At 37.6% G+C, this 24,173-nt stretch carries 26 protein-coding genes; 22 read left to right on the top strand and 4 right to left on the bottom strand.

The window, feature by feature from the left end; translation table 11 throughout:
- Positions 1-3: 3 nt before the first annotated feature.
- The 11 genes from OSO01_RS18240 (at position 4) to OSO01_RS18190 (ending at position 8,504) form a co-directional block, all read left to right on the top strand.
- Positions 4-477: a transcriptional regulator GutM gene (locus OSO01_RS18240; protein WP_147211878.1), complete on the top strand. Its 474-nt coding sequence runs from the start codon at positions 4-6 to the stop codon at positions 475-477.
- On the top strand, positions 461-1,012 hold the full coding sequence (gene srlA / locus OSO01_RS18235) for a PTS glucitol/sorbitol transporter subunit IIC (RefSeq protein WP_147211877.1): 552 nt from the start codon (positions 461-463) through the stop codon (positions 1,010-1,012). Before OSO01_RS18240 ends, srlA begins: the two co-directional genes overlap by 17 nt.
- A gap of 9 nt (positions 1,013-1,021) precedes the next feature.
- Positions 1,022-2,056, top strand: a complete 1,035-nt coding sequence (srlE, locus tag OSO01_RS18230; protein ID WP_147211876.1) for a PTS glucitol/sorbitol transporter subunit IIB — start codon at positions 1,022-1,024, stop codon at positions 2,054-2,056.
- Positions 2,057-2,100: 44 nt separating this feature from the next.
- Positions 2,101-2,454: a PTS glucitol/sorbitol transporter subunit IIA gene (locus OSO01_RS18225; protein WP_147211875.1), complete on the top strand. Its 354-nt coding sequence runs from the start codon at positions 2,101-2,103 to the stop codon at positions 2,452-2,454.
- A gap of 225 nt (positions 2,455-2,679) precedes the next feature.
- Positions 2,680-3,417 carry a GntR family transcriptional regulator gene (locus OSO01_RS18220; protein WP_147211874.1) on the top strand — a complete coding sequence of 246 codons (738 nt, stop codon included), beginning with the start codon at positions 2,680-2,682 and terminating at the stop codon, positions 3,415-3,417.
- Between the two features lie 84 nt (positions 3,418-3,501).
- Complete coding sequence (locus OSO01_RS18215; RefSeq protein ID WP_156986151.1) at positions 3,502-3,963, top strand: PTS sugar transporter subunit IIA; 462 nt, start codon at positions 3,502-3,504, stop codon at positions 3,961-3,963.
- A gap of 20 nt (positions 3,964-3,983) precedes the next feature.
- Positions 3,984-4,271 (top strand): PTS sugar transporter subunit IIB, encoded by a 288-nt coding sequence (locus OSO01_RS18210; protein ID WP_186813701.1) that lies wholly within the window; start codon positions 3,984-3,986, stop codon positions 4,269-4,271.
- 6 nt (positions 4,272-4,277) lie between these two features.
- Positions 4,278-5,726, top strand: a complete 1,449-nt coding sequence (locus OSO01_RS18205) for a PTS galactitol transporter subunit IIC (RefSeq protein WP_147211871.1) — start codon at positions 4,278-4,280, stop codon at positions 5,724-5,726.
- Positions 5,727-5,785: 59 nt separating this feature from the next.
- A complete protein-coding gene (locus OSO01_RS18200) occupies positions 5,786-6,808 on the top strand; it encodes a zinc-dependent alcohol dehydrogenase (protein ID WP_186813700.1) in 1,023 nt (340 codons plus the stop codon).
- Positions 6,809-6,841: 33 nt separating this feature from the next.
- Positions 6,842-7,465: a class II aldolase/adducin family protein gene (locus tag OSO01_RS18195; RefSeq protein ID WP_246145220.1), complete on the top strand. Its 624-nt coding sequence runs from the start codon at positions 6,842-6,844 to the stop codon at positions 7,463-7,465.
- 271 nt (positions 7,466-7,736) lie between these two features.
- The gene (locus OSO01_RS18190) at positions 7,737-8,504 is read left to right on the top strand and encodes a 2OG-Fe dioxygenase family protein (protein WP_147211869.1); all 768 of its coding nucleotides are present in this window, start codon (positions 7,737-7,739) and stop codon (positions 8,502-8,504) included.
- 101 nt (positions 8,505-8,605) lie between these two features.
- Here OSO01_RS18190 and OSO01_RS18185 read toward each other — a convergent pair whose 3' ends face one another.
- Both OSO01_RS18185 and OSO01_RS18180 read right to left on the bottom strand, forming a co-directional pair.
- The gene (locus OSO01_RS18185; RefSeq protein ID WP_147211868.1) at positions 8,606-9,223 is read right to left on the bottom strand and encodes a GntR family transcriptional regulator; all 618 of its coding nucleotides are present in this window, start codon (positions 9,221-9,223) and stop codon (positions 8,606-8,608) included.
- A gap of 249 nt (positions 9,224-9,472) precedes the next feature.
- Positions 9,473-11,266: a discoidin domain-containing protein gene (locus OSO01_RS18180; RefSeq protein ID WP_147211867.1), complete on the bottom strand. Its 1,794-nt coding sequence runs from the start codon at positions 11,264-11,266 to the stop codon at positions 9,473-9,475.
- A 658-nt stretch (positions 11,267-11,924) separates the two neighbouring features.
- On the opposite strand from OSO01_RS18180, the gene OSO01_RS18175 reads away from it, so the two are divergent.
- The 3 genes from OSO01_RS18175 (at position 11,925) to OSO01_RS18165 (ending at position 15,717) form a co-directional block, all read left to right on the top strand.
- On the top strand, positions 11,925-13,301 hold the full coding sequence (locus OSO01_RS18175) for a GntP family permease (protein WP_147211866.1): 1,377 nt from the start codon (positions 11,925-11,927) through the stop codon (positions 13,299-13,301).
- A gap of 72 nt (positions 13,302-13,373) precedes the next feature.
- Positions 13,374-14,276 carry a 2-hydroxy-3-oxopropionate reductase gene (gene garR, locus OSO01_RS18170; protein WP_147211865.1) on the top strand — a complete coding sequence of 301 codons (903 nt, stop codon included), beginning with the start codon at positions 13,374-13,376 and terminating at the stop codon, positions 14,274-14,276.
- Between the two features lie 10 nt (positions 14,277-14,286).
- On the top strand, positions 14,287-15,717 hold the full coding sequence (locus OSO01_RS18165; protein ID WP_147211912.1) for a four-carbon acid sugar kinase family protein: 1,431 nt from the start codon (positions 14,287-14,289) through the stop codon (positions 15,715-15,717).
- A gap of 64 nt (positions 15,718-15,781) precedes the next feature.
- Here the strand turns inward: OSO01_RS18165 and OSO01_RS18160 are convergent, their stop codons facing one another.
- Positions 15,782-16,744, bottom strand: a complete 963-nt coding sequence (locus OSO01_RS18160) for an L-lactate dehydrogenase (protein ID WP_147211911.1) — start codon at positions 16,742-16,744, stop codon at positions 15,782-15,784.
- A 292-nt stretch (positions 16,745-17,036) separates the two neighbouring features.
- Between OSO01_RS18160 and OSO01_RS24170 the strand changes: the two genes are divergently transcribed.
- The 3 genes from OSO01_RS24170 to OSO01_RS23775 all read left to right on the top strand — a co-directional run bounded on the left by OSO01_RS24170 (position 17,037) and on the right by OSO01_RS23775 (position 18,374).
- Positions 17,037-17,162: a hypothetical protein gene (locus tag OSO01_RS24170; protein ID WP_443093869.1), complete on the top strand. Its 126-nt coding sequence runs from the start codon at positions 17,037-17,039 to the stop codon at positions 17,160-17,162.
- 190 nt (positions 17,163-17,352) lie between these two features.
- Complete coding sequence (locus OSO01_RS23780) at positions 17,353-17,922, top strand: MFS transporter (RefSeq protein ID WP_246145216.1); 570 nt, start codon at positions 17,353-17,355, stop codon at positions 17,920-17,922.
- A gap of 8 nt (positions 17,923-17,930) precedes the next feature.
- Positions 17,931-18,374, top strand: a complete 444-nt coding sequence (locus tag OSO01_RS23775) for an MFS transporter (protein ID WP_246145215.1) — start codon at positions 17,931-17,933, stop codon at positions 18,372-18,374.
- Between the two features lie 169 nt (positions 18,375-18,543).
- Here OSO01_RS23775 and allD read toward each other — a convergent pair whose 3' ends face one another.
- Positions 18,544-19,554, bottom strand: coding sequence for an ureidoglycolate dehydrogenase (gene allD, locus OSO01_RS18150; RefSeq protein WP_147211864.1), 1,011 nt, complete (start codon positions 19,552-19,554; stop codon positions 18,544-18,546).
- A 94-nt stretch (positions 19,555-19,648) separates the two neighbouring features.
- On the opposite strand from allD, the gene OSO01_RS18145 reads away from it, so the two are divergent.
- The 5 genes from OSO01_RS18145 to OSO01_RS18125 are packed head-to-tail and all read left to right on the top strand — an operon-like array spanning position 19,649 to position 24,154.
- Positions 19,649-20,323 (top strand): GntR family transcriptional regulator, encoded by a 675-nt coding sequence (locus OSO01_RS18145; RefSeq protein WP_147211863.1) that lies wholly within the window; start codon positions 19,649-19,651, stop codon positions 20,321-20,323.
- A gap of 28 nt (positions 20,324-20,351) precedes the next feature.
- Positions 20,352-21,368, top strand: a complete 1,017-nt coding sequence (locus OSO01_RS18140) for a TRAP transporter substrate-binding protein (protein WP_147211862.1) — start codon at positions 20,352-20,354, stop codon at positions 21,366-21,368.
- 5 nt (positions 21,369-21,373) lie between these two features.
- Complete coding sequence (locus tag OSO01_RS18135; RefSeq protein ID WP_246145213.1) at positions 21,374-21,850, top strand: TRAP transporter small permease; 477 nt, start codon at positions 21,374-21,376, stop codon at positions 21,848-21,850.
- On the top strand, positions 21,847-23,121 hold the full coding sequence (locus OSO01_RS18130) for a TRAP transporter large permease (RefSeq protein ID WP_147211860.1): 1,275 nt from the start codon (positions 21,847-21,849) through the stop codon (positions 23,119-23,121). The genes OSO01_RS18135 and OSO01_RS18130 overlap by 4 nt, the downstream gene beginning before the upstream one ends.
- A gap of 16 nt (positions 23,122-23,137) precedes the next feature.
- Positions 23,138-24,154, top strand: a complete 1,017-nt coding sequence (locus tag OSO01_RS18125) for a zinc-binding alcohol dehydrogenase family protein (RefSeq protein WP_147211859.1) — start codon at positions 23,138-23,140, stop codon at positions 24,152-24,154.
- Positions 24,155-24,173: the final 19 nt, after the last annotated feature.

Genomic DNA, 24,173 nt, shown 5'->3' with positions numbered 1-24,173 from the left:
CTTATGTTTTTTATCATGCTGATTATTATTTTAGCTGTAGGTTTTATTGTCCAATATTTATTTGGCTTTGTACAAATCAAGCATTTCACAAAGCATTACACAGAGCTCAGGGAAAAGGGCCGTGTAGCTATTGGAAGACGTCCGGCAATTATCAGATCAGGAACACTTGTCTTATTTCAATTAAATAATAAAAACGAAATCGAGGAAGCACGTTATATGCAAGGGGTAACCGTGTTTTCCAGATTTAAGCAGCTGAAGGGCTTAGAAGGCAAGAAGATGAATAAGCTCAAGGAAGAAGATTTCACAGGTTATAATAAGCTTTTAACACGGGCCATTATCGATGCACAGCATACATTTAATGTGGTGCAGGCAGGCGGAGAGATCGAACGAATCCCTTCACCAATGATGAAGGCTGTAAATAAAGTAAATAAAATGTTCACAAAGAAAGGGGTCAAGAAACATGGACTTCATAGTTAAATTAGCAGAAGGGTTTATCAACCTATTCCAAACAGGTGCAGATACGTTTATTGACTGGATGGGATCCATTGTACCATTAGTTCTTATGTTACTTATTGCAATGAATACCTTAATTCAATTAATTGGGGAAAATCGTATTAATAAAATTGCCCAAAAATCAGCAGGGAACCCATTATTAAGATATATGGTGTTACCTTTCTTAGGATCATTTATGCTGGCAAATCCAATGCTCCATTCATTAGGAAGATTCTTACCGGAAAAGTACAAGCCAAGTTATTTTGCAGCTGCAGGGCAGTTCGCACATACAAGTAATGGTATCTTCCCTCATATTAACCCGGCGGAATTATTTATTTTCTTAGGTATTGCAAGCGGGATTCAACAATTAGGATTACCTATGACAGATTTAGCAATTCGTTATTTACTAGTTGGTTTAGTAATGAACTTTGTTGGCGGCTGGGTAACTGACTTTACAACAAGCTATGTAGAAAAACAGCAAAAAGTAAAATTAAGTAAAAAAGTTAACATAGAAGGGTAGGTGGAGACCATGAGTAAAAAAGTTAAAATAGTTAAAGGCTCTGGCGGTTTCGGTGGTCCTTTAGTAATCGGTATAAATGGTAAAAAAGATAAAGTAATGTATGTGACAGGCGGTCATAAGCCTGCCATTGTAGATAAAATTTGTGAAATTACCGGCGCCTCCGCGGTAAACGGCTTTGAAACATCCGTTCCAGAAGATGAAATTATGGCTGCTGTTATTGATTGTGGAGGGACATTACGCTGTGGTATCTATCCTCAAAAAGGTATCCCGACAATTAATATTATGGCGACAGGGAAAAGTGGTCCATTAAGACAGTATATTACAGAAGAAATTTATGTATCGAATGTAGATGTGGATCAAGTAAGTGTTGCTGGTGAAGATGAAGGAGCTGAACAAGCTTCTGAGACAGTTCAGCAGGCTTCTTCTGAAGAAACAGAAAAGAAAGAAAAGACAGAGTCCGAAGCAACCTATTCTAAAGATAAGAAGATAATGGAAACCAGAGCAGAGCAAGAAAATAAAAGCTTACTTACTAAAATTGGTTTAGGAGCAGGGAAGGTAATTAACACTTTCTATCAGGCTTCCCGTGATGCTGTAGAAACCATGCTGCATACTGTGATCCCTTTTATGGGGTTTGTTGCCCTGTTAATTGGTATTATCCAAGGTTCTGGAATCGGCGATTTATTTGCTAATATCATGTCTCCGCTGGCAGGAAATATTTGGGGACTAATGGTTATCGGTTTTGTATGTTCTTTACCATTCTTAAGCCCGTTACTCGGACCTGGCGGAGTTATTGGACAAGTATTAGGAACATTAATTGGTGTAGAGATTGGTAAAGGGAACATCCCGCCAAATCTGGCATTACCAGCATTATTTGCAATTAATACTCAAAATGCTGCGGACTTTATCCCTGTAGGTTTAGGTCTTGCAGAAGCAGAAACAAAAACAATTGAAGTCGGTGTGCCATCTGTTCTGTATTCCAGATTCTTAAATGGTGTGCCAAGGGTATTTGTCGCCTGGCTGGCAAGCTTTGGGCTGTACAAATAATAGAGGAAAAGAAAAGAGATTAATAAATTTAGGAGTGTTTTAACATGTATCAAACAACAATTAAAAGTATCGGAAAAGATGCAAAAGCATTTGAAGCAGAAAAAATGATGATTTTATTCGGAGATAATGCACCAAGTGAATTAGCGGATTTCTGCTACGTGATTGATTTAGTATCTGTGGATGAGGACATTGCAGCAGGGGACACATTAAAATTAGATGATGTTTCTTATCAGATCACAAGTGTTGGTGATGCAGTAAGAAAGAACTTAAACGACTTAGGTCATATCACATTGAAATTTGATGGAAGTACTACGGCAGGACAATCTGGTTCCCTTTATTTAGAAGAGAAAGAGATGGCTGATGTGAAGCCAGGTAGTACAATTAGGATTGAAAAGTAAGAGATAGTTTTAAAATAAGATGCCCCGTAAGCGAGCAGGAAGAACTGTGGCTTATGGGGATTTTTTAACCACTTAAATAATATTCCCTGCCCACTATTAAAAAAAGATAATATAAACTTATTAGATAAGGATGAAAACAACCTGCTTTAAAAGAGTAATATTTTCCTATTTGGAATAAGTATTCTATAATAAATTATACAAATAATTTATTGGGGAGTGAATGTGATGAAAAATAATCCAGATTTAAATAAAGAATTTGTACCTCTTTATCATCAGCTGAAAGAAACGATTCGCGAAGAAATAGATTCCGGGAATTGGAGACCGAATGATAAAATCCCATCGGAGCATCAGTTTATGGAAAAATATCAAGTCAGCAGAAATACTGTACAAAAGGCAGTTGACGATTTGGTTCATGAAGGCTTGATTTATCGTCAGCAGGGACGGGGTACTTTTGTGGCTCAGCCTAAAGTGGAACAGTCTTTAACCAGTTTTTATATCTTCAGCAAGGTGATGAAGGATAAAGGGCTGAATCCATATGATATTATTTTGGATATTGATGAAGTCACCCCTAAAAAAAGTGTTGCAAAGCAATTACAGATTGATACGGAGGAAAAAGTGATTCAACTAGTTCGTGTCAGATGTGCTAATAATGAGCCTTTAATTTTTGAAACTACTTTCCTGCCTAAAAAAATTGTACCTCATTTAACAAAAGAGGATGTAGAAAAGAATACGTTATTTACTTTCATGGAGCAGAAGTATAATATAAGTGTCGTTTCATCGAAAGAGGTATTTGAACCAGTCCTGATTCGTGATTATGAAAGTAAGCATTTGGATGTTAAGCCAGGAATGCCAGGATTATTACTGGATAGAGTGGATTATGACTTGGACAAGCGTCCGGTAAGCTATCTGCGTTCGATTGTACGAGGAGACAGATGCAGATTTTATACGGAATTAATTAAATAAAAAAATAACTTGACCCAACAACCCATTGACTATATACTTAACAAAAGAAATGAAAGCGCAATCATTTTGAGGGGTGGTATTGTAATGAGCAGCCTAGGCCTGAGTTATAAATTTATAGCCAGCAATATTGAGGGGGCTTCAAGTCAACAGGAATTATTTGGATGTATTAGTAATGAACTGATACAAGGGGGATATGTCAAAGATTCCTTTAAACAAGCTTTAATAGAAAGAGAGCAGGAACATCCAACGGGATTATTGATGGAAGATTGTTCTATCGCTATACCGCATACAGAAACAGAACATATCAATCATTCTATTATTAGCGTGATTAAGTTAAATAGTGATATTACGTTTCAACTAATGGAAAATAAACAAAAGTCAATATATCCTGATATCGTTTTTGTATTAGCTTTAAAAGATAGTTCAGCACATTTGAATGTATTGAAAGGGGTGATGGAGCTTTTCAGGGATAATCAAAAGAAAAATTTGGTATTAAAGGCGCAGTCGGCAAAAGAAATTGTTTCACTGATAGACACATGGAATTAATAGAAAAGGGGAGAAAAATCATGAATAAGATTATCGTAGCTTGTGGTACAGGAGTTGCAACGTCTACATCGGTGATAGAACAGATAAGAGAATATTTAGAGTCTAATGGATATCAGGCTGAATTTTATCAGTGCCGCACTTCTGAAATAGCTTCACAAATTCAATCGGTGAATCCAGATGTAATTGTCAGTACAGCAGAAGTAAATTTAGATACCGATATTCCAGTGCTCCGCGGGGTACCTTTTTTAACAGGGCTTGGTGTAGAAGAAGTAAATGAAGAAATAAAAAGCTATCTCCAAAGGGGGTAAACAATTATGGGAGCTGTTCGCGAGGTTATCGATTTTATTTTAAATCTTGGACCAAGCATTATTATGCCGTTTATTATTTTTATTATGGCAATGATTTTTCAAGTACCAATTGGGAAGGCAATAAGAGCGGGATTGACGGTAGGTATAGGTTTTATAGGGATTAACCTGGTGATTGGTTTGATGGTGGAAACGCTGGGACCGGCAGCTGAAGCAATGGTAAGTAATTTGAATATAAATTTAACAATACTTGATACAGGCTGGCCGACCGCTGCTGCGGCAGCATTTTCAGCCACTACGATACTTCCGTGGATTTTTGGTTTAGGCATCCTGTTAAATATTTTACTGATTATTACTAAGTTCACTAAAACATTAAATATCGATATGTGGAATTATTGGCAGTTTATTTTTGGAGCTGCATTTATCTACGCAGCTACGAATAATTTTATTTTATCAATTGTCATTGGACTGGTAGCTTTAGTCATTACATTAAAGCTGGCAGACATGACAGCACCAAAGGTACAGGAATTTTTCGGACTGCCTGGAGTTTCATTGCCACATATGCAAACAATGGCTTGGGCACCTGTAGGGATGGTCCTAGATAAAGTTTTAGATAAAATACCGGGATTAAATAAATTAAATGCTGATCCAGATAAGATTCAAAAGAAATACGGAATTTTAGGAGAGCCTTTGTTTATTGGAACGGTTCTGGGGGCATTAATTGGAGCACTTGCCTTTTTTCCACAAATTATGGCGGGAGAATTAGAAAGTGGCATTAGTCAATTACTGACCACTGCTATAACTTTAGGTGCAGTAATGATGATTTTTCCAAGGATGGTCCGGTTACTTATGGAGGGGCTGCTCCCTATATCTGATGGAGCAAAGAAGTTTCTGAATAAGAAATTTCCAGGAAGAGAGCTTCTTATTGGCCTGGATGTAGCTACTGTTGTAGGGAATCCCAGTGTAGTAGCAACCGGATTATTATTAGTCCCTATTACTCTAATACTTGCTGTAGTATTAAGCTTTTCCGGAATTAATCAGCTTTTGCCTTTTACAGATTTAGCTGTACTGCCATTCTTTGCTGTTTGGGCAGTAGTCTGGAGCAGAGGGAATTTAATTAGGGGTGTGCTCATCGGCTCATTCTTTATGGCAGGGATTTTATTAATTGCTACATTTATTGCACCGTTGCAAACACAATTGGCAGAGGCGGCAAGCTTTAATATACCTGAAAATGCTTCTCTAATATCGAGTCTGGGAGGCGGCTCATTTTTACTTCCATGGTTATTGATGCTTCCATTTATCAGTGGCTCAGAGTGGACTTTAGGAATTGTGATTGGAATCGTCATCTTAGTAGCAGTATCCATCTTTTCTTATATTTACTTTTTTATACCGAAGTTACGAAAAAAAGAATTTGAAAAAAATGAGGATAATAAGTCACAAGAGAAGAAAACAGGGTGAAAGTTCATCATAACTTGACCCAACAACCCAATAACTTAAAACTAATGAGGAGAGATATAATGAAGGCAGCATCTTTTTACGGACCAGAGGATATAAGAATTGAAGAAGTAGATAAACCATCTCCAAATGAAGGAGAAATTATTGTTAGAAATAAGGTAGCTCTTACCTGTGGAACAGATGTAAAAACGTATGTGAGAGGGTATCCGCTTTTAGAGCCGCCTATACTATTTGGGCATGAGGCAGCAGGAGTGGTAGAAGCTGTTGGAGAAAATGTAATTAAGTTCAAAGTAGGAGATAGAGTAGTAGCTCATAATTCTGCACCTTGTAATCAATGCTATTACTGTAAACAAGGGCAGCATTCAATGTGTGAGGATTTACTAATTAACTGGGGTGCTTATGCAGAATATCAACGAATACCTAAACGAATCGTAGATCAAAACACATTTTTAATACCTGATTCAGTTTCATTTAAAAGTGCTGCATTAACAGAACCTTTATCATGCGCGGTATATGGCATCGAAGAGTCGAATATTAAACTGGGAGATAGAGTGGTAGTTAATGGAGCAGGACCGATTGGATTGTTTTTTATTAAATTAGCATCTTTAAAAGGAGCATATGTCATAGCAACGGATATGAACTCCGAAAGATTAGAAGTTGCAAAGGAGCTGGGGGCATCTGCAACTATTAATATAAGTAAGGTAGAGGATATTGTAGAAGCAGTAAAAAGTCTTACAGAAAATAATCGTGGTGTAGATGTGGCCATTGAGGCAGTAGGGATGCCTGAAGTGTGGGAAAATACCATCCTTATGGCACGAAAAGGGGGACTGGTTAATTTATTTGGCGGACCAAAATCGAATACAACGATTACAACACAAACGAATTTACTGCATTACTCTCAGTTGACCTTAAAAGGGATATTCCATACAACACCCCGGCATGTAAAAGCAGCCTTTGATCTGATTACACAAGGAACAATTACAGCTGATATTTTTGTGAATGGGGAATATGGACTGGATGAAGTGGAGCAGGCGATTATTAACCATAAGGAAGGAAAAGTTATAAAAAATGCGGTGTTATTGTAATTTAAAAATAGAATGGAGGAATATCTCTTGAATATGAAACAGGAAGTAGTTAAATACGCAAAAATGTGTTCCAATAGCGGGCTGACAGTTGGTACATCGGGAAATGTAAGTATTAGACATGGGGATATGATGTATATCACTCCTTCTGCATTACCGTATGATGAGATGAAAGAAGAGGATGTACTTGAGGTGGATTTGCGAAGCGGTGAAGTCGTACATGGCCATCGAAAGCCATCATCAGAAACACCAATGCATAGCCATATTTATGCGAAAAGTCCAGAGATTAAAGCAATTGTCCACACACATTCAACATATGCTACGATGTTTGCCTGCGCGCATAAGCCGATACCGCCAGTTCATTATATGATTGCTGATATTGGAAGAGAAATTCCGGTAGCTCCATATGCTACTTATGGGTCGGAGCAGCTGGCAAACTATGCAGTGGAGACGTTAGGAGATAATCAAGGAGTCCTGTTGGCTAATCATGGTGTAGTAGCCGTTGGAAGTAATTTGAAGGATGCATATCGTAGAGCAGAAGTAATTGAGGAAGTTGCGCTGCTGGCATATGGAAGTTACACGTTAAATAGCGTGAACCCTCTGACTGAACAGGATTTAGATAATACTTTAGAAGGGTTTAAAACGTATGTGAGTGGGTAAAAATAGACCGAATGAAATCAGTTTGTAAGTTAATTTCATTCGGTTTATTACTTGAAAAATGAAAGTACTATCTCTTTTTTAGTAAGCATGTGTTTTAATTCGTGAATAGCTTTTAGACCTTTTTATTTGCTATCATTATATTGCTTAACTTAGCTACTATCCCATTTGTTTTTTCAGTTCTAATCATCTAAAATTATAAGTTGGGACTATAATTTTTTAGACCCAACTTACCTGAATAACAAGAAGTTTACACAATAAAGGAGTAATATAGATGAGCAATTTAAAAAACAATGGCTATGCGCGGTATGATTTAATGCAGCAATTAAACTATGAAGGTATAGAAGCAGACTACCAGACATTATTAAATTATTTTGAGGACCTTCCTGCCGATGAATATGCTAAAGGATTAAATCGCTACAGAAGATATTCACGTGCACTTGTACTGCCATCCTCTAGTCAGATTGAATGGCTTCCAACACTGACAAAAGACGGAGAGGAGTACTCTGCGTACTTCCAAGGTAAATTTAATCCGGAGTATCCAGGATCTTATCGTGAATTTGCTTGCATTGATAAAGAAATACAAGCAAATAAATTATTAGAAAAAATTATCCTGTTTGATTATCATGAAACATTTTGGAAGGAAGAAGACCGCATTATGCCGATTCATGTTGGTGTGCATTTTGTAAAGCTCTATGTGGAAAATGATACAGATAAAGCTGTTTCTTCACCAAACTGCTTTCATCAGGATGGAGAGCCGTTTACTTTTGCTCATTTAATTAAAAGAGAGAATGTGAAAGGCGGTACCAACGCCATTGGTGTTCCAAAAGCAGCAGGAGAGATTTTTGATACGGTTGATCAGGAAGATGTGAAAGAGATTTTTGAAATCACAAAGCCATTAGAATCCTATGGTGTAGCGGATTCGGCAGTTTCGCATTATGTCAGCCCTATTGAAAAAGGCGACGGTGACGAAGCTGGTGTACGTTCTGTAATCTTAATTGATTATCAGCAAACTGTTGTAGCCGATGTAGATGAATCATAAGCGAGAAAAGAAGACTCTTCAACCTGGATTCAAGCGGGAAGAAGAGATTTCTTTTATATAGACAATGTCCTTACAAAAAATTATCAAGTTTGTATTGCTGGTCAGTCGGTTATATTCAATACAAACTCCAAATCAGCCTGTAAATGCTCCTGCATCAGCCTATTTGCTTCTACTGGATCATGTTTTTCAATAGCATCACAAATGTTGCTGTGTTCATCCAATAAAAAAGGTCTGTTATAAAAAACGACTGCATGGCTGAACATATAGATAATGGCTTGCATCCGGTCGACTGTCTCAATCATAATTGGATTACGCGATTCTTTGACGATATAGTCATGAAATTGTTTATTGAAGTTAATAATTTCTTCAGGATCTTCGGATTGCTTTGCTTTTTCAATAGCTGAACGTATGATAGCAATATTATCAGGTATCATGAATTTCGCAGCTTTTGAAGCAGCATAACCCTCAATAACGATACGCATTTCAAACATATGGCGAATATCTGTTGGAGAAGGTTTGATAATACGTTTATTTTTTATTAATCCTTCTTGCTCCAATCGACGAATAGCCTCTCTGACAGGTGTACGACTAATCTGTAGTTCTTTCGCCAACTTATCTTCTATTAATTTTGTCTGTCCTTCGTATTTACCTTGTAAGATACGATCTCTAACTGTTTCATAAGCATAAATTTGTGCAGTTTTGGCTTTCTTGTTTGTCATTTCGCGTTCTCCTTATTAAATCAAATAAAATGTGTTGTTATGTATAGGTTCATTTATCCTTTGTAAATTATAAAAAGAGGAAACTTTATCTATAATAAAAAAACCTCTTTTCATAATTATATCAAAAGAGGTTTTAAAGCACATACTTTCTACATCCTATTTACAAACTTAAGTGTATTGCATTAAAGTTATTTTTTAATTAACTTTCGTTTAGATATAGATAACTCTCTAAGAGAATAATATATCATTTCATTCCACAAGTTCGGTAAATTCGTCAAGATCAATATAGTGTCTTCTGTCTGTTTCCAACTGGGTGATTTCTTCTTCGGAATATTCTTCTACAGGCTGATAAGCTTTATTTTCCGGAACAACACGATCTGTTTTATATTGAGAGAATAACCAATCAATAATTCGTTCATCTTGATAAGCGTATATCCAGGAGCTATGCGTGCTTGTGGCTACTTTTTCTGTTTCACCTGGTAAATAAACTGTATATTTTGGGTTATAGCCTAGTTCTCTGTAGGCGTTTACTAATTCGTTAGTAAGTGTGTGAGCTCTTACACTATCATCATAAGATTGCATAAGCCAGGCAGGGATGTCAGCATACTTTGAAATATTAGGGATGACAGTTTCTTCTACTGGTGGAGCATCACCTACCGGATTATTCGGTCCGCCTGCCACAGGAAGCAAGGCAGCGTATAAATCGGGATTTTTAATAGCTAGATTATAGATGCCTTCTGCCCCGATAGACACCCCTGTAGCGTAAATTCTATTTGTGTCTATATCAGGGTATGTTTTCTTGAGGCTTTCTAATATATGTTCTATGGAGTTCATCACTTCTTCATCACGCCATAATTGATCAGGACTAATTTGAGGCGCAACTACGAGAGCCGGATGTTCTTTTTGAATTTCTGGCAATGTCCATAAAATAGTGCCCTCCCCTTTTGTAATACCTAAATGCTGATTGTTATCAGTACCTCGTTGTCCACTTCCATGAAGAGACAAAATAACGGGTATATCTGTTAGCTGGTCAATATTATCGGGAACAAAGAGACGGTAAGGCATGGTATTTCCTGCTGCATTCGTATATTCTTCAAAGGAAAATGATGCAGCAACAGCATATTCTGCGTATATTTCCAATTCAGCTATTTCAATATCATCTTCATCTGTTGTAAATCGCACATATTGTGCGTTTGTTGCAGGTAATATTCGATCAACTCTGTTGTGATTATTGCTTTGAATTACGTCGATGTCTGTCCACTTTTCTCCATCTAAACTCGTTTGCAGAGTCATGGATGTAATTGGCTGATTGGCTTCTACTTGCCATCGGCTAACTACTATTTCATTATCAAATGCAATAATAACTTCCTTTTCTCCATTTTCTTCCGGGACCCATACTGTATCAGGAGACTCGTCCAGGGCATCTACAACAGGTGTATTACTGTTTGTTGAGACATGCTGATGTTTTACAGTACTGTTATAAATAATACCTCTGCTTTGTTCTAACAGGTTATCTACTTCTGCAATAATTTTTTCTGTTTCTATATTATCTGGAGAGATGGTAATGACGTTGGTGAAAAGTTTTTTAAAATCAGCTTCTAGATCTGTTATTGCTGAAGAATCTCCCATGTTGATACCAAATACTTTTGAGTCTTCTATAGAATAAGTGCTTCTTATTTCATCAACAACCGTTTTAAGATCATCTTTGCTAATGGAGGTACTGATATTGATAAGTACAGCTTTTTTCTCCGTCTGAATAGAAGAGTCCGCTAACGCATTTAAAACTTGCTGTTGGTTATTGCTGGAAATAATTATTAGTGGAACGAGTTCTTCATCAACAGTGTCCGGAAGGGATAAAAGGTAAGAAATATCATCAATCTTTTGTTCATCAAATGCAGGGGCATCTTGTAAATTCACTGTAGAAATTTCTGAATCACTGTCAATGGTTTCGTCATTTTGGTTATTTGTAATTAGTACCACAATGAGGGCAACGAGTATAACTAACACCGGCATAATAATTTTATAATTCGAAATATTTTTCATGTAAATGCTCCTTTTAAAAAAGACATAAGTAAAGTGAATAGACTTTCTGATTAGTAACTTATTTTCCTGTATATATTGGAATGAATGTGTATTTGTATCAATCTCCTTCTATATTTTTATTTATAAATTTTAGAGAACCATTTTGTAATCGCTTTCTAATAATGTATACCAAAAATGATAAATTGTATACAATTTGTTGTCAATGGCTAATTATCATGCTAGAATAATTTTTAAGTGATTTGCGAAGATCATGTTCTTTAAAGAATATTTTTCATGGGGCAGGACTTTAAAGTAATAAAAATATGACATTATGTTGTGACCATATCACTGCCGTAATGAAACTGGAGAGGGGGTACAGATGATAAAAATATTTAATTGACAAAAAGAAATCGCTTACTAAAAAAATCCTTAACATTAGAAAGCTGGATGAGAAGTATTTCTTGCTATCTGGTAAGGAGCAAAAGGAACCAGGGTAAAAATGAGGAACAGGAATACAATGATAAAAATTTAGTTTTTGAAACAATGGGCAGATTGATTTCAAAAAGAAAGAACATATTTTAATGAAAGCGTTTCAAATGCAGTTATAATAAAGTAATTTTGTTCAGTTGTGACAAGGATGGAGAAGTACATGGGCAAACCATAAAGGGGAAGATAAATTATGTTAACAGGTAATGGATTAATTATTGGTTTTGTTGTTGCTTTAATTATTCTTTTTGTACTTATTATACGTTTTAAATGGGATGCTTTTATTGCATTATTAGTGGTGGCAATTGGTATTGGGATTGTCTCTGCTATTCCGGCAAATGAAGTACCCGCGGTGATTGCTGAAGGCTTTGGTAATACACTGGCCGGTGTGGGAATTCTGATTGGTTTAGGAATTATATTTGGACAATTTTTAGCTGCTTCAGGTGCAATAGAAAAGATTGCAAGTTCAATGTTGAAGACGTTTGGAGTGAAAAATTCACCATATGCTATAGCTGCTACATCGACAACAGTTGCTATTCCAGTATTTTTTGATGCCGCTTTTATCATCTTACATAAGTTGATTTATAGTTTGTCGTTGCGTACGAAAATTTCTTTAGCAACATTTGTAGCTATTCTTGCGATTGGATTGATTGTTTCACATAGCTTAATCATCCCTACGCCAGGACCGTTAGTAGTAGCGGACCAGATGGGTGTGGATATTGGTGTTTTCTTCATATATGGATTACTCGTAGCTATTCCTGCCACATTAGTTGGAGGAGTGATTTATGGGAAAATAATTGGGAAACGTATTCCTAATGGTAACCGTTTAGAAGATGTGAAAGAGGAATTACAAACAGTTGAGCAAGCGGAAAGAGGTCCCAATCGCAAAGAAATGCCAACATGGCTGGCCTACGCTATGCTTGCTTTACCAATTGTATTAATTCTATCAAATACAGTCGTTAATAATGTTATTTTGCAAGACTCTTCCGAAACAATACTTGGTAAAATTTTTGCAGTTGTTGGAGATAAAAATAGTGCATTGCTTATCAGTGTAATTGTTGCAATGTTCGTATTAAAGCCATATATTAAAGAAAAAACAGAAGTGGTCATGAAAGAAGCATTTGAATCTTCAGGGATGGTATTGTTAATTACTGGTGCTGGCGGAGCTTTTGGACAAGTTGTTCAGCAAACTGGTCTAGGAGATTTACTTGTAAATTTGATGACAGGGTTTAATATGCCAGCGTTGATTTTAGGCTTTGTTTTTGCGCAAATTTTAAGGGCTTCTTTAGGAAGTGCAACAGTAGCTCTAGTTACAACTTCTACGATTTTAGGGCCACTAGCCGCAGACTTAGGTGCATCTCCAGTTCTATTAGGACTTGCAATAGCGGCAGGTGGTATTGGACTATCCTTGCCAAATGATTCTGGGTTCTGGGTGGTAAATAAATTCGGGCGATTATCTGTAACGGAAACGATTCGTATATGGAGTTTAGGAGGATTTGCAGCTGGCGTGACAGCACTGGTGATGGTACACCTATTGAACGCTATTTCTGGTTTCTTGCCAGGTCTTTAATAATAAGAAATAAGAGGGGTTGTTCAATACCCCTTACATATTTAATCTATACGAAGAAAAGGTGGAGAAAAAATGAAACAAAGTGTTGGATTTATTGGATTAGGAATTATGGGAATGCCAATGACAAAGAATTTATTAAAAGCTGGCTTCAGAGTGACTGCTTTTGATTTGAATCCAGAGGCTGTGAAAGCAGTTTCGGCAGAAGGAGCAATACCTGCAGCAACTGGAAAAGAAGTAGCTGAAAATAGTGATGTAGTTATTACCATGCTTCCAAAAGGAGATCATGTCCGAGCAGCTATTTTTGGTCTGAATGGTGTTATCGAAGGTGCTAATGAAGATACTGTTATCGTGGATATGAGCTCTGTATTACCAACAGAGTCCAAGCAATTAGCTCTTGATGCAAAAGAACAAGGCGTGGCCTTCTTAGATGCTCCGGTAAGTGGCGGAGAGACAGGAGCAGTTGATGGAACACTTGCTATTATGGTCGGAGGAAATTCGGCAAATTTTGAAAATGTAAAATCTGTTCTAAAAGCAATGGGGAATAATGTGGTCTTAGTTGGTGATTCGGGTTGCGGATCCACAGCAAAATTAGCTAACCAGATTATTGTTAATTTAAATATTGCTGCTGTATCAGAGGCGGTTACACTTGCTACAAAAGCGGGGATTGATATAGAGAAAATGTATCAGGCGATTCGGGGCGGCTTGGCTGGAAGTGCGGTATTAGATGCAAAAGTTCCGATGATGCTGGATCGTAATTTTACAGCTGGCGGCCGCGTCGATATTAATATGAAGGATATTACCAATGTAATGAATACAGCACATGATTTGCATGTACCGCTTCCTTTATCCAGTCAGCTATTAGAAATCTTCCATTCATTAGCAAGTGATGGAAAAGAAACATTAGACCACGCAAGTATTGTGCAGCATTATGAAAAATTAGCAAATGTGACTGTGAAAAGAGAAGAGGTGGAGTAATATGGCAGAAATGCTAAATGCGAAAGAGATTTTGAGAAGCATCAAAGCAGTTGATAGACAGCAAACGCTATCCGCTCTGCAAGCAGAATTAGCAGATTCTCCGTATAAAATTGTTGTCCTTGATGATGATCCCACAGGAATTCAGACGGTGCATGGTGTATCAGTATATACAAATTGGGATAAAGCCTCCATTGAAGCAGGTTTTGCAGAAAAAGAAAGCATGTTTTTTATTTTAACAAATTCACGCGGATTTACCGAACAGGAAACGATTCGCTGTCATATAGACATTGCTGAACGTGTGCAGGCAGTATCTGAGGAAAAAAACATTCCATATATCTTAATTAGCCGTTCAGACTCTACGATGCGCGGGCATTACCCGCTGGAAACAGAGATTCTGAAAGAAACTATCGAAGAAAAGGGAGCGGCTTCCTTTGATGGAGAGGTTATTATCCCGTTTTTTAAAGAGGGCGGAAGATTCACCATAAATAATATCCATTATGTTCAGGATGGTGATGTCCTGGTTCCTGCCGGGGATACAGAATTTGCGAAGGATAGAACATTTGGATTTACTGCTTCTGATCTTGGTGAATGGGTGGAGGAAAAAACGAATGGCCGATATACAAAAGAAAATACCATTTATATCTCTTTAGAGGATTTACGTGATCAAAAAGTAGATAAAATTAAAGAACAGCTGCTGCTGGCTAAGGATTTTCAAAAAATCGTAGTGAACGCAGTCGGCTATGAGGATGTAGAGGTTTTTGCTACGGCATTAATCAAAGCTATTCGTGCCGGGAAGTATTTTATTTGCCGCAGCGCCGCTTCTTTAACGAAAGTACTTGGAGATATCAGTGATAAACCTTTATTAACCAGAGAAGAAATGCTTATTTCTAAAAGCAGGGAAAATGGTGGATTGATTGCAGTCGGCTCTCATGTGAAAAAAACAACAGAACAATTACAGCATCTGCTGGATAGCGGGCTGGTACAGGGAATTGAATTTGATGTACATCTTGTTCAGGATGAAGAGAAGTTTAAAAAAGAAACAGAACGGGTTCGTTTAGCTTGTGAAGAAGCGATTAAAAATGGTCAATCCGTTGTTTATTATACGCGCAGAGAACGTCTGGATCTTGGAGAAAATAAGAAAGAGGAAGAATTAAAGCAATCTGTAAAAATTTCAGATGCGGTAACGAGTATTGTGAAGGATTTGGCAGTACAGCCAAGTTATGTCGTTGCTAAGGGAGGGATTACTTCCAGCAGTATCGGAACAGAAGGCTTGTCTGTAAAACGTGCAGAAGTAGCAGGACAGGTGAAACCAGGTATTCCTGTTTGGAAGACTGGACCGGAGAGCAAATTTCCAAATGCTGCTTATATTATTTTCCCGGGAAATGTCGGACAGCCGGAAACGTTAAAAGACGTTGTGGCAGTGCTGGAAGATAAAGAGTAGGTGAAAAAAGTAATAGGAAGCAGAATGATCTGCTTCCTATTACTTTTTAATATTTATCTAAAATTTATAGACGCTTGATTGCAGGCTCATAAATGTCCTTTAAAGTCTGTACACTATGCATGAATTTCTTCTGTTCATCCTCGTTCATTGGTACTTCAATGATTTCTTGAACTCCTTTACGGCTGATGATAGTTGGGACACCAATACATACATCCTTCACACCATATTGCCCTTGTAAATAGCTGCTTGTAGTTAACACAGTATGCTCGTTCTTTAAAATAGCTTCTGTAATCCGTACGAGGCTCATGGCAATGCCATAAAAAGTAGCTCCTTTTTTCTCAATGATATGATAAGCTGCGTCACGCACTTCCACAAAAATTTGATCAAGATCCTCAGCTTTGTGGTTTTCATGCGTTTCAAGATAAGTATGAAGCGGCACAGGACCAATCGTTGCTCTGCTCCATAACGGCAGCTCTGTATCTCCATGTTCACCAATGATGTATGCATGGACAGCTTTAGGTGAAATTTTAAAATACTCTCCCAGTTTATAACGGAGCCGTGCTGTATCTAATGTTGTGCCGCTTCCAATAACACGATGTGCAGGAAGACCGCTAAACTCAATTACTGCCTGTGTTAGAACATCCACAGGATTCGTTGCAATTAAGAAAATTCCATCAAAGCCTGAAGCCATGACGTCATCCACAATTTTTTTAAAGATTTTCATGTTTTTTTCAACGAGATCTAAGCGTGTTTCACCTGGTTTCTGGTTTGCTCCTGCACAGAGACAGACGATATCCGCATCTTTACAGTCTTCGTAGTCCCCTTGCCAGATATTTGTAAGAGAAGGCGCAAAAGTCTTGCCATGGTTTAAATCCCATACATCTCCAAGTGCTTTATCTGCATTTAAGTCAATAATTGCTATCTCTTCCGTTACCCCTTGGTTCATTAAAGCAAATGCGTAACTGATTCCAACTGCCCCTGATCCGATTAAAACAACTCTATCTACTTTTTGATATTTTGTTTCCATCATTCTGCCCACCCCTTGGTTTTATAATTAATACTCCACTCTTATATTGTGAATCATTTCACAATATAAGTCAATAGTATTTTAATAAGTTTTCTCTTAGGCTCAGAATACTTGAAGGAAGTAGAAAAGTAAATAGGATTTCCTATTGAATTTTAACTGGAAATGTGTATAGTATTTCTAAACAAAATCAAAGCTGATAAAAATTATAAAAAAAAGCGATGAAGAGAAGAGCAAATATAAGAAAAGCATTACAGAGAACTCCAGAAGCTGAGAAGGAGCGTGCGAAATTATATTGAACCAAGCCTCGAAGCTGCACATAGGATTGTCAGATGTTGATGTGCCGGTTCTCCCGTTATCGGGAGAAGCAATGATTGATTCTGTTGCTTATAGAGGTTTTTGCAGAGATGCAGAAACATAATGAGGTGGCACCACGATCTTCTGTGATATAAGAAGTCCCGTCCTCAAAGTTTAAATAACTTTTAGGACGCGGGCTTTTTTATGGAAGAAAATTGGGGAGGGTGGAAAAACACCTCATTACTTTTAACGGGGATAGGCGTATCTAAGGAGCCTGGATATACCTGATTGCATTAAATTTAATTATTTTAGAAATGACAGGATCCCCGCTTGCGGTTTCTATACTGTATATTCTAATGCCATTAGCTGCAATGTTCACTAACTTTTGGGCAGGTTCATTTATTGATCATTTGAATCAAAAGCATCTGATGATTGGACTGGACTTATTCCGGACAGGACTTATTTTTGTTCTTCCTTTTTTGGATTCATTACTGGTAATCTATATTATTGTGTTTGGAATAAATGTTGCAAGTGCCATGTTCGAGCCGACGTCTGTTGTCTATATGACTAAGTTAGTCCCAAAAGGAAATCGCCAGCGATTTAATGCCTTACGTAATTTTATTAATTCCTGCGTTTTTATATTGGGGCCATCTATTGCTGGAGCATTATTTATGGTTGGGAGTCCTGCGCTTGCTATATTTACGAATGCAGGAGCATTGTGTATTTCTGCCATAATTATTCTTTTTCTGCCTAATCTGCATGAGCAATCTCAAATAAATGGCAGGATTAATATGCAGTCTGTTATTCAGGATTGGAAGAAGATTCTAAAGTATGGAGCTGACCATAAATATATTATCTTGATTTATATTTGTTTGGTGGAGTGACTGTTTTTATGACAGGGCTTGATTCGATGGAGGCTGCTTTTGCAGTAGAGGTTCTGCTTCTGGATGAAAGCGCCTATGGATTTTTAGTCAGTATTGCAGGAGCAGGAATTGTAGCTGGTTCCTTGATTAATGCGTTGTTTGCTAAGCTTTTAAAAATTAATGTACTGATGGGATTCGGGGTTATATTTACGCCCATTGGTTATTTAATTTTTGCCTTCTCCACAAATTTTATGGCAGCTGCAACAGGATTCTTTCTGCTGACATTTGCACTTTCTTTTGCCAACACAGGCTTTCTGACCTTTTATCAAAATAATATACCAGTGGAGATTATGGGGCGTTTCTTTACTGTTTTTGGATTGGTGGAAGCAGCTTTCATTGTTTTATTTACTTTGGCGATCGGAATAGCAGCTGAATTGATTGAAATTAGATTGGGGGCTCTTTCTTATTTTTAGGGTTGGGAATTGGTTTTAATTTTTTGATACAAAAGAAGTATCAAAGAAAGGGTTATCAAGCTAATTAAAACTATTAAAAATTGAATCATTTAAATGAAGATAGAGGGAAAGGTTATGTTAATTCCCTCTATCAGATGATTAAGCTACTATTTGTTTATAATCTTGAACCTTATTTTACAATTTCCTGTTTCAAAAATGCAAGGACTGAATCAGGCAATGGAATCCCTTCTTTCCCTCTTTTTTTGGCATTGAGCATCTCCAGCTCACCAGGAATATAAACTTTGTCTATATTTGGACCAGGGGTAGTTTCTCTTAATTCCTGAATCATTTGATCAAGTCGAGATGTAAATGTATCAATGGAAACAAATTTTGCTGGATCGATTGCCATAAAAAAGTGTCCTAGTTCTCGATTTTTATCATATTCTCCATACATTTTAGAGACATGCGGGCCAAAAGCTGCTCCAGTCAGCATAGCAGAGAATATTTCAACTACCATTGCTAATCCATATCCTTTTGGACCGCCAAAAGGTGATAATGCAACTACTTTATTCGGATCGTGTGTAGCTTCACCATTTTCGTCCACTCCCCAACCGTGGGGAATACTTTCTTTTTTTTCTTTTGCATTTAAAATTTTACCTAAGGCAACGGTGCTTGTAGCGAAATCTAATATGACAGGTTCTTCCTTATTTGCTGGAAAGCCAAAAGCGATTGGATTAGTACCGAAGAAGGGTTCTGATCCGCCGAAAGGAACTACAATTTTATCTGTGTGAGTCATCGCTATACCAATTAAATTATTTTGAGCAGCTTGTTCAACGAAGTAAGAAAGTGCGCCACAGTGACTGCTATTTTTGACCGCTACAGCTCCGGCTCCTGCTTCTTCCGCTTGTTTAATTGCTATATCCATTGCTGATTTAGAGATGTAATGTCCAAATCCATTATCCCCATCTAAAACACTAGTTGAGGCGGAGGTCTCGGTTACTCGTGGTTGAGCAGCAGGATTAATACCTCCCGATTGAATTCGTTTAATATAATGTTCTACCCTTAGAACACCGTGAGAATCGACACCTCTTAAATTTGCGTGCACCAGAACATCAGCAATTGCTTCGGCAGCCTCTTCTGTTACACCATACTTTAAAAATATTTTCTTTGTTATATCTTGGAGCTCCTTTTTTGGAATCATAGAAATTTCTCCTTTCCCTTGAAAACGTTTAAATTTATACTAGCATACTTGTATGGTAGTGTGGTAGAATAAATTTCAGAAAGGAGATAAGAAGATGTTAAATCGAACTAAATTTAAACATTCAACGAGAGATTTTGTTTATGATTCATTGAGAGAATCTATTATGGATTTGGAGTTGCCTCCTGGTGCGGCTATTTCTGAGAAAGAAATTTCTGAAGAGCTGGAGGTTAGCCGGACCCCTGTCAGAGAAGCTTTTCTAAGATTAAAAGAAGATGAACTTTTAACGGTGCTTCCGCAAAGAGGATCATTTGTGGCATTAATTGATTTAGATCATGTGGAAGAAGCGCGTTTTTTACGAGAGCAGGCGGAAGCAGGAATTATTCGTTTAGCATGTGAACAGTTTTCTGATGAATGTCTGAATAAATTAGAAATGAATGTAATAGAACAGAAAAAAGCAAGAGATGATGATGATGAAAATACCTTATATATATTAGATAAAGAATTTCATAGGCTGCTTGCAGAGGGAGCAGACAAGCGACGTGTATGGAAAACAATTCAAAAAATGGACACGCATTCTATGCGGCTTCGTAAATTGAGTATCGAGTTAAAATTGAACTGGAAGAAGTTAGTTGAACAGCATGAGGCAATGGTTGAGGCTATAAAGGAAAAGAATCAAAAAAAAGCGGAGGATTTGATTCGGGCGCACCTGGCATTGCTTATATATGATCAAAAGGCACTAAAGGATAGGTATCCTGACTATTTTAATTAAATAAAATGTTATAAAGGGGTTAAACATCATGTTAAAGAGAATGTTTGTATTCAGCTTGCTGACTCTCCTTATTCTAAGCGGGTGCTCTTCAGCAAAGGAGAGTTCCGCAAAGGAAGATGATGTTACACATTGGAAGATGACACATATCTCTGATGCAAGTCATCTCTGGCATCGTACAGCTGTTGAATTTGCTAATCGGGTAGAAGAAAAAACAAATGGAAAAGTAGTAATTGAGATTTTTCCCAACAGTCAGTTGGGCAGTGAGGTAGATAATATTAACTCCATTCGTTTTGGAGCAACGGATCTAACAATTACAGGTGAGACATTAGAAGTATGGACTCCTAATGCTGTAATGTTAGCGGTTCCATATGCGTTTGAAAGTGAGGAGCATATGCGTAATGTGATTGAGGGAGAGATTGGAGAGAGAATCGAACAGGATATTGAGAGAGATGTTGGATTAACACCGTTATTTTATATGGAGCGCGCTCCGAGAAATTTAACATCTAATTATCCAATTTCAACACCTGAGGATTTAAGAGGATTTAGTATGCGTGTGCCCAATGTGCCATTATTTTTAGATTCCTGGTCATCAGCAGGAGCTCAACCTCAAGTAATCAGTTTAAATGAAGTATTTACCGGCTTACAGCAAGGTGTCATTGATGGTCAGGAGAATCCGAATGATCTTATTGAAAGTAATGGGTTCTATGAAGTACAAAACTATTTGAATTTAACAGAACATGTACGTTCCTGGATTTATGTAGTGGTAGGTACAGAACAATTGGAAGCGCTGCCTGAAGAACAGCAGGAGGCGGTAAAAGAAGCTGCAACAGAAGCAGAGCAATATGCACAAGGTCTATTGGAAGAAGAAACAGAAGCGGTTCTCCAAAGATTGCTGGATAATGGAATGGAAATTAATGAAGACGTGGATCAAGACGCTTTTCGTGAAGCAATGCTGCCTGCGTTAGAAGAGTATTTTGATGAGGAGCAGTTAGAATTGTATCTTGAGATTTTAGATGCAGCGGAAGAAAGCGGTGATGAAGAATGAATATAATGAAAAAAGTTGATAAGACTCTTGGAATAGTGACAATGCTGTTATTTACTGCTCTGTTGCTAGTAGTTATTATTCAGATTTTAAGTCGCTATTTCCCATATGACTTTATGTGGACAGAAGAGCTTTCCCGCTATTTATTTGTGTATTCTATTGTTACAGCAGCTCCGCTGGCATTGAGAAAACAAGAGTTTATCCGGGTAGATTTATTGATTGAACGATTGTCTGACCGTGTCCGAAAAATATATGAAAGTGTTATTTCTACAATGATTTTATTGTTTTCTATCGTATTATTTATCTATGGAATACAGCTTGTCAGTCTAGGTTCTGATTTTTATGCTCCCACGTTAGGATTTTCAATGTCTTACACGTATGCAGCGGTTCCCTTACTGGCGATTTTATTAATGATATATTCTGTTGTTTACATTATTGATCAATTTACTGGAAAGAATCAGGACGAGGAGGGTGAGCAAATATGATGGCTTTATTGCTTTTTGGACTATTCCTGTTATTAATCGCTTTCGGCGTGCCAATAGCCTTTAGTTTAAGTATATCATCCTTGGTTTATTTGCTTGTAGCCGGAGTGCCGTTGACAGTCATTCCGCAAACCATGTTTGCCGGACTAGATTCATTTGTTATGCTGGCAATCCCTGCTTTTATTCTTGCCGGTAATTTGATGAACGCCGGAGGAATTACTAATCGTATTATTGATTTTGCAAATGCTGTTGTTGGTCATATTAGAGGTGGACTAGGCTTAACAAACGTGGCTTCCTCCTTAGGCTTTGCAGGAATTTCTGGAACAGCCTTATCGGATACAGCGAGTATAGGATCTGTCATGATTCCAGCAATGAAAAAACAAGGATATGGCGCCGGGTTTTCTGCTGCGGTTACATCCATATCTTCTACAGTTGGACCAATGCTTCCACCTTCACTTCCAATGATTATCATCGGAACATTGGCGAGTATTTCTATTGGGGACTTATTTTTAGCTGGAGCAATTCCCGGTGTCCTGCTAGCTATTGGCTTTTTAATTGTTACATATGCCATTTCTGTAAAGCGTCAGTATCCTAAGGGAGAAAAACAGTCATTTTCTGTAATTGGAAAGACATTTTTTGGTGCATTTTGGGCACTGTTAATGGTTGTTATTATCTTGTGGGGAATTCTTGGCGGCTATTTTACTCCAACTGAAGCGGCAGTAGTTTGTGTTGTGTATGCTTTTATTGTTGGCAAATTTGTCTATAAAGAACTGAAGTTAAAAGAAATACCTGGTATTTTATTGACTACTTTACGATCTACTGCTTCTATCCTTTTACTTGTGGGTTTTGCAAATACATTCGGGTGGATTTTAGTTAGTGAAGGTGTTCCACTTCTTATTGCGGACGGAATTTTATCTATTTCAGAAAATCCAATAATTGTTATTTTATTAATAATTATATTACTTTTACTTGTAGGAATGTTTATGGAGACAATTGCAGCATTGGTTATTCTATTCCCAGTTTTACTGCCTGTTGCACAAAGTGTGGGAATGGATCCAATTCACTTTGGAGTGGTAATGGTATTATCTCTAATGATTGGATTATCTACTCCTCCAGTAGGAGTCTGTCTATTTGTAGCATCGACATTCGCTAAAGTGCCGATCACCAGAACCGTAAAAGAGTTGCTCCCATTTTTGGCAGTGGCAATGGTGGTATTAATTATTGTAGCTTATGTTCCTTCATTATCGTTGTTCTTACCAAGTTTATTTGAATAAAGGATGTGTATACATTATGAAAGCTATACAGGTGGAAAACCCTGGTGAATTGGAAATTGTAGAAATAGAAAAACCGAAGTTGGAAGGTTTACAGGATGTTATTGTTAAGGTGAAAAATGTCGGTATATGTGGTTCAGACGTCCATATTTATCATGGCAGCAACCCTTTTACTGTCTATCCTCGGATTATTGGCCACGAAGTTTCAGGAATTGTGGAGGAGGTTGGTGAAGAAGTATCTTCTGTAAGGGTAGGAGATTTAGTGGCTCTAGAGCCAATCCTTTACTGTGGAGAATGCTATGCTTGCCGAAAAGGACAGCCGAATGTCTGTAAATCATTAGAGGTTTTCGGTGTCCATCGGGACGGTGGTATGAGTGAATGGCTTAAGGCTGAAGAAAAGAATTGGCATAAGGTCTCGGATTGTGTTTCCGAAGAAGCAACGTCTTTAATTGAACCGCTAACGATCGGTGCCCAAGCAACCTATAGAGGAGAAGTCAGGGAAGGTGATACGGTATTTATTATCGGGGCCGGACCAACTGGAATTGCTTGCCTCTTGCTGGCTAAAGAACATGGGGCGAAAGTGATTATCTCTGATTTCAATCAAACAAGATTAGATTACGCTGCTTCAATTGGTGCAGATGTTACCATTCAACCGAAAGAAACAGATGTAGCAAAAGAAATAGAGAGATTAACAGACGGAGAACTTGCAAATGTGGTGATTGATGCAGTAGGTCTTCCACAAACATTTCAGCAGGCAGTTGAATTGGCATCTATTGCAGGGACAGTGGTTACATTAGGTTTCAACGAACAACCTTCTGCGATACCTTCGCTGCTATTAACAAAAAAGGAATTGAAAGTTGTAGGTTCGAGACTGCAGACGCATCAATTTAAAGGCGTTATTGAAAAAGTGGAAAAAGGGAAACTGGATCCAAGTCAGATTATCTCGCATCGTTTTCCGATGGAACAAGTTAAGGATGCATTCGATCTATTGGAAAACAAACCTGAGGAAGTAAGAAAAATTGTGTTGACATTTTAGCAGCAGGAGTGGGTAGGAT

This window comes from Oceanobacillus sojae (assembly GCF_007991515.1).
GTDB lineage: Bacteria > Bacillota > Bacilli > Bacillales > Amphibacillaceae > Oceanobacillus > Oceanobacillus sojae.
Note: the sequence above shows the minus strand (reverse complement) of the source record. Positions and strands in the feature narration are given on the sequence as shown.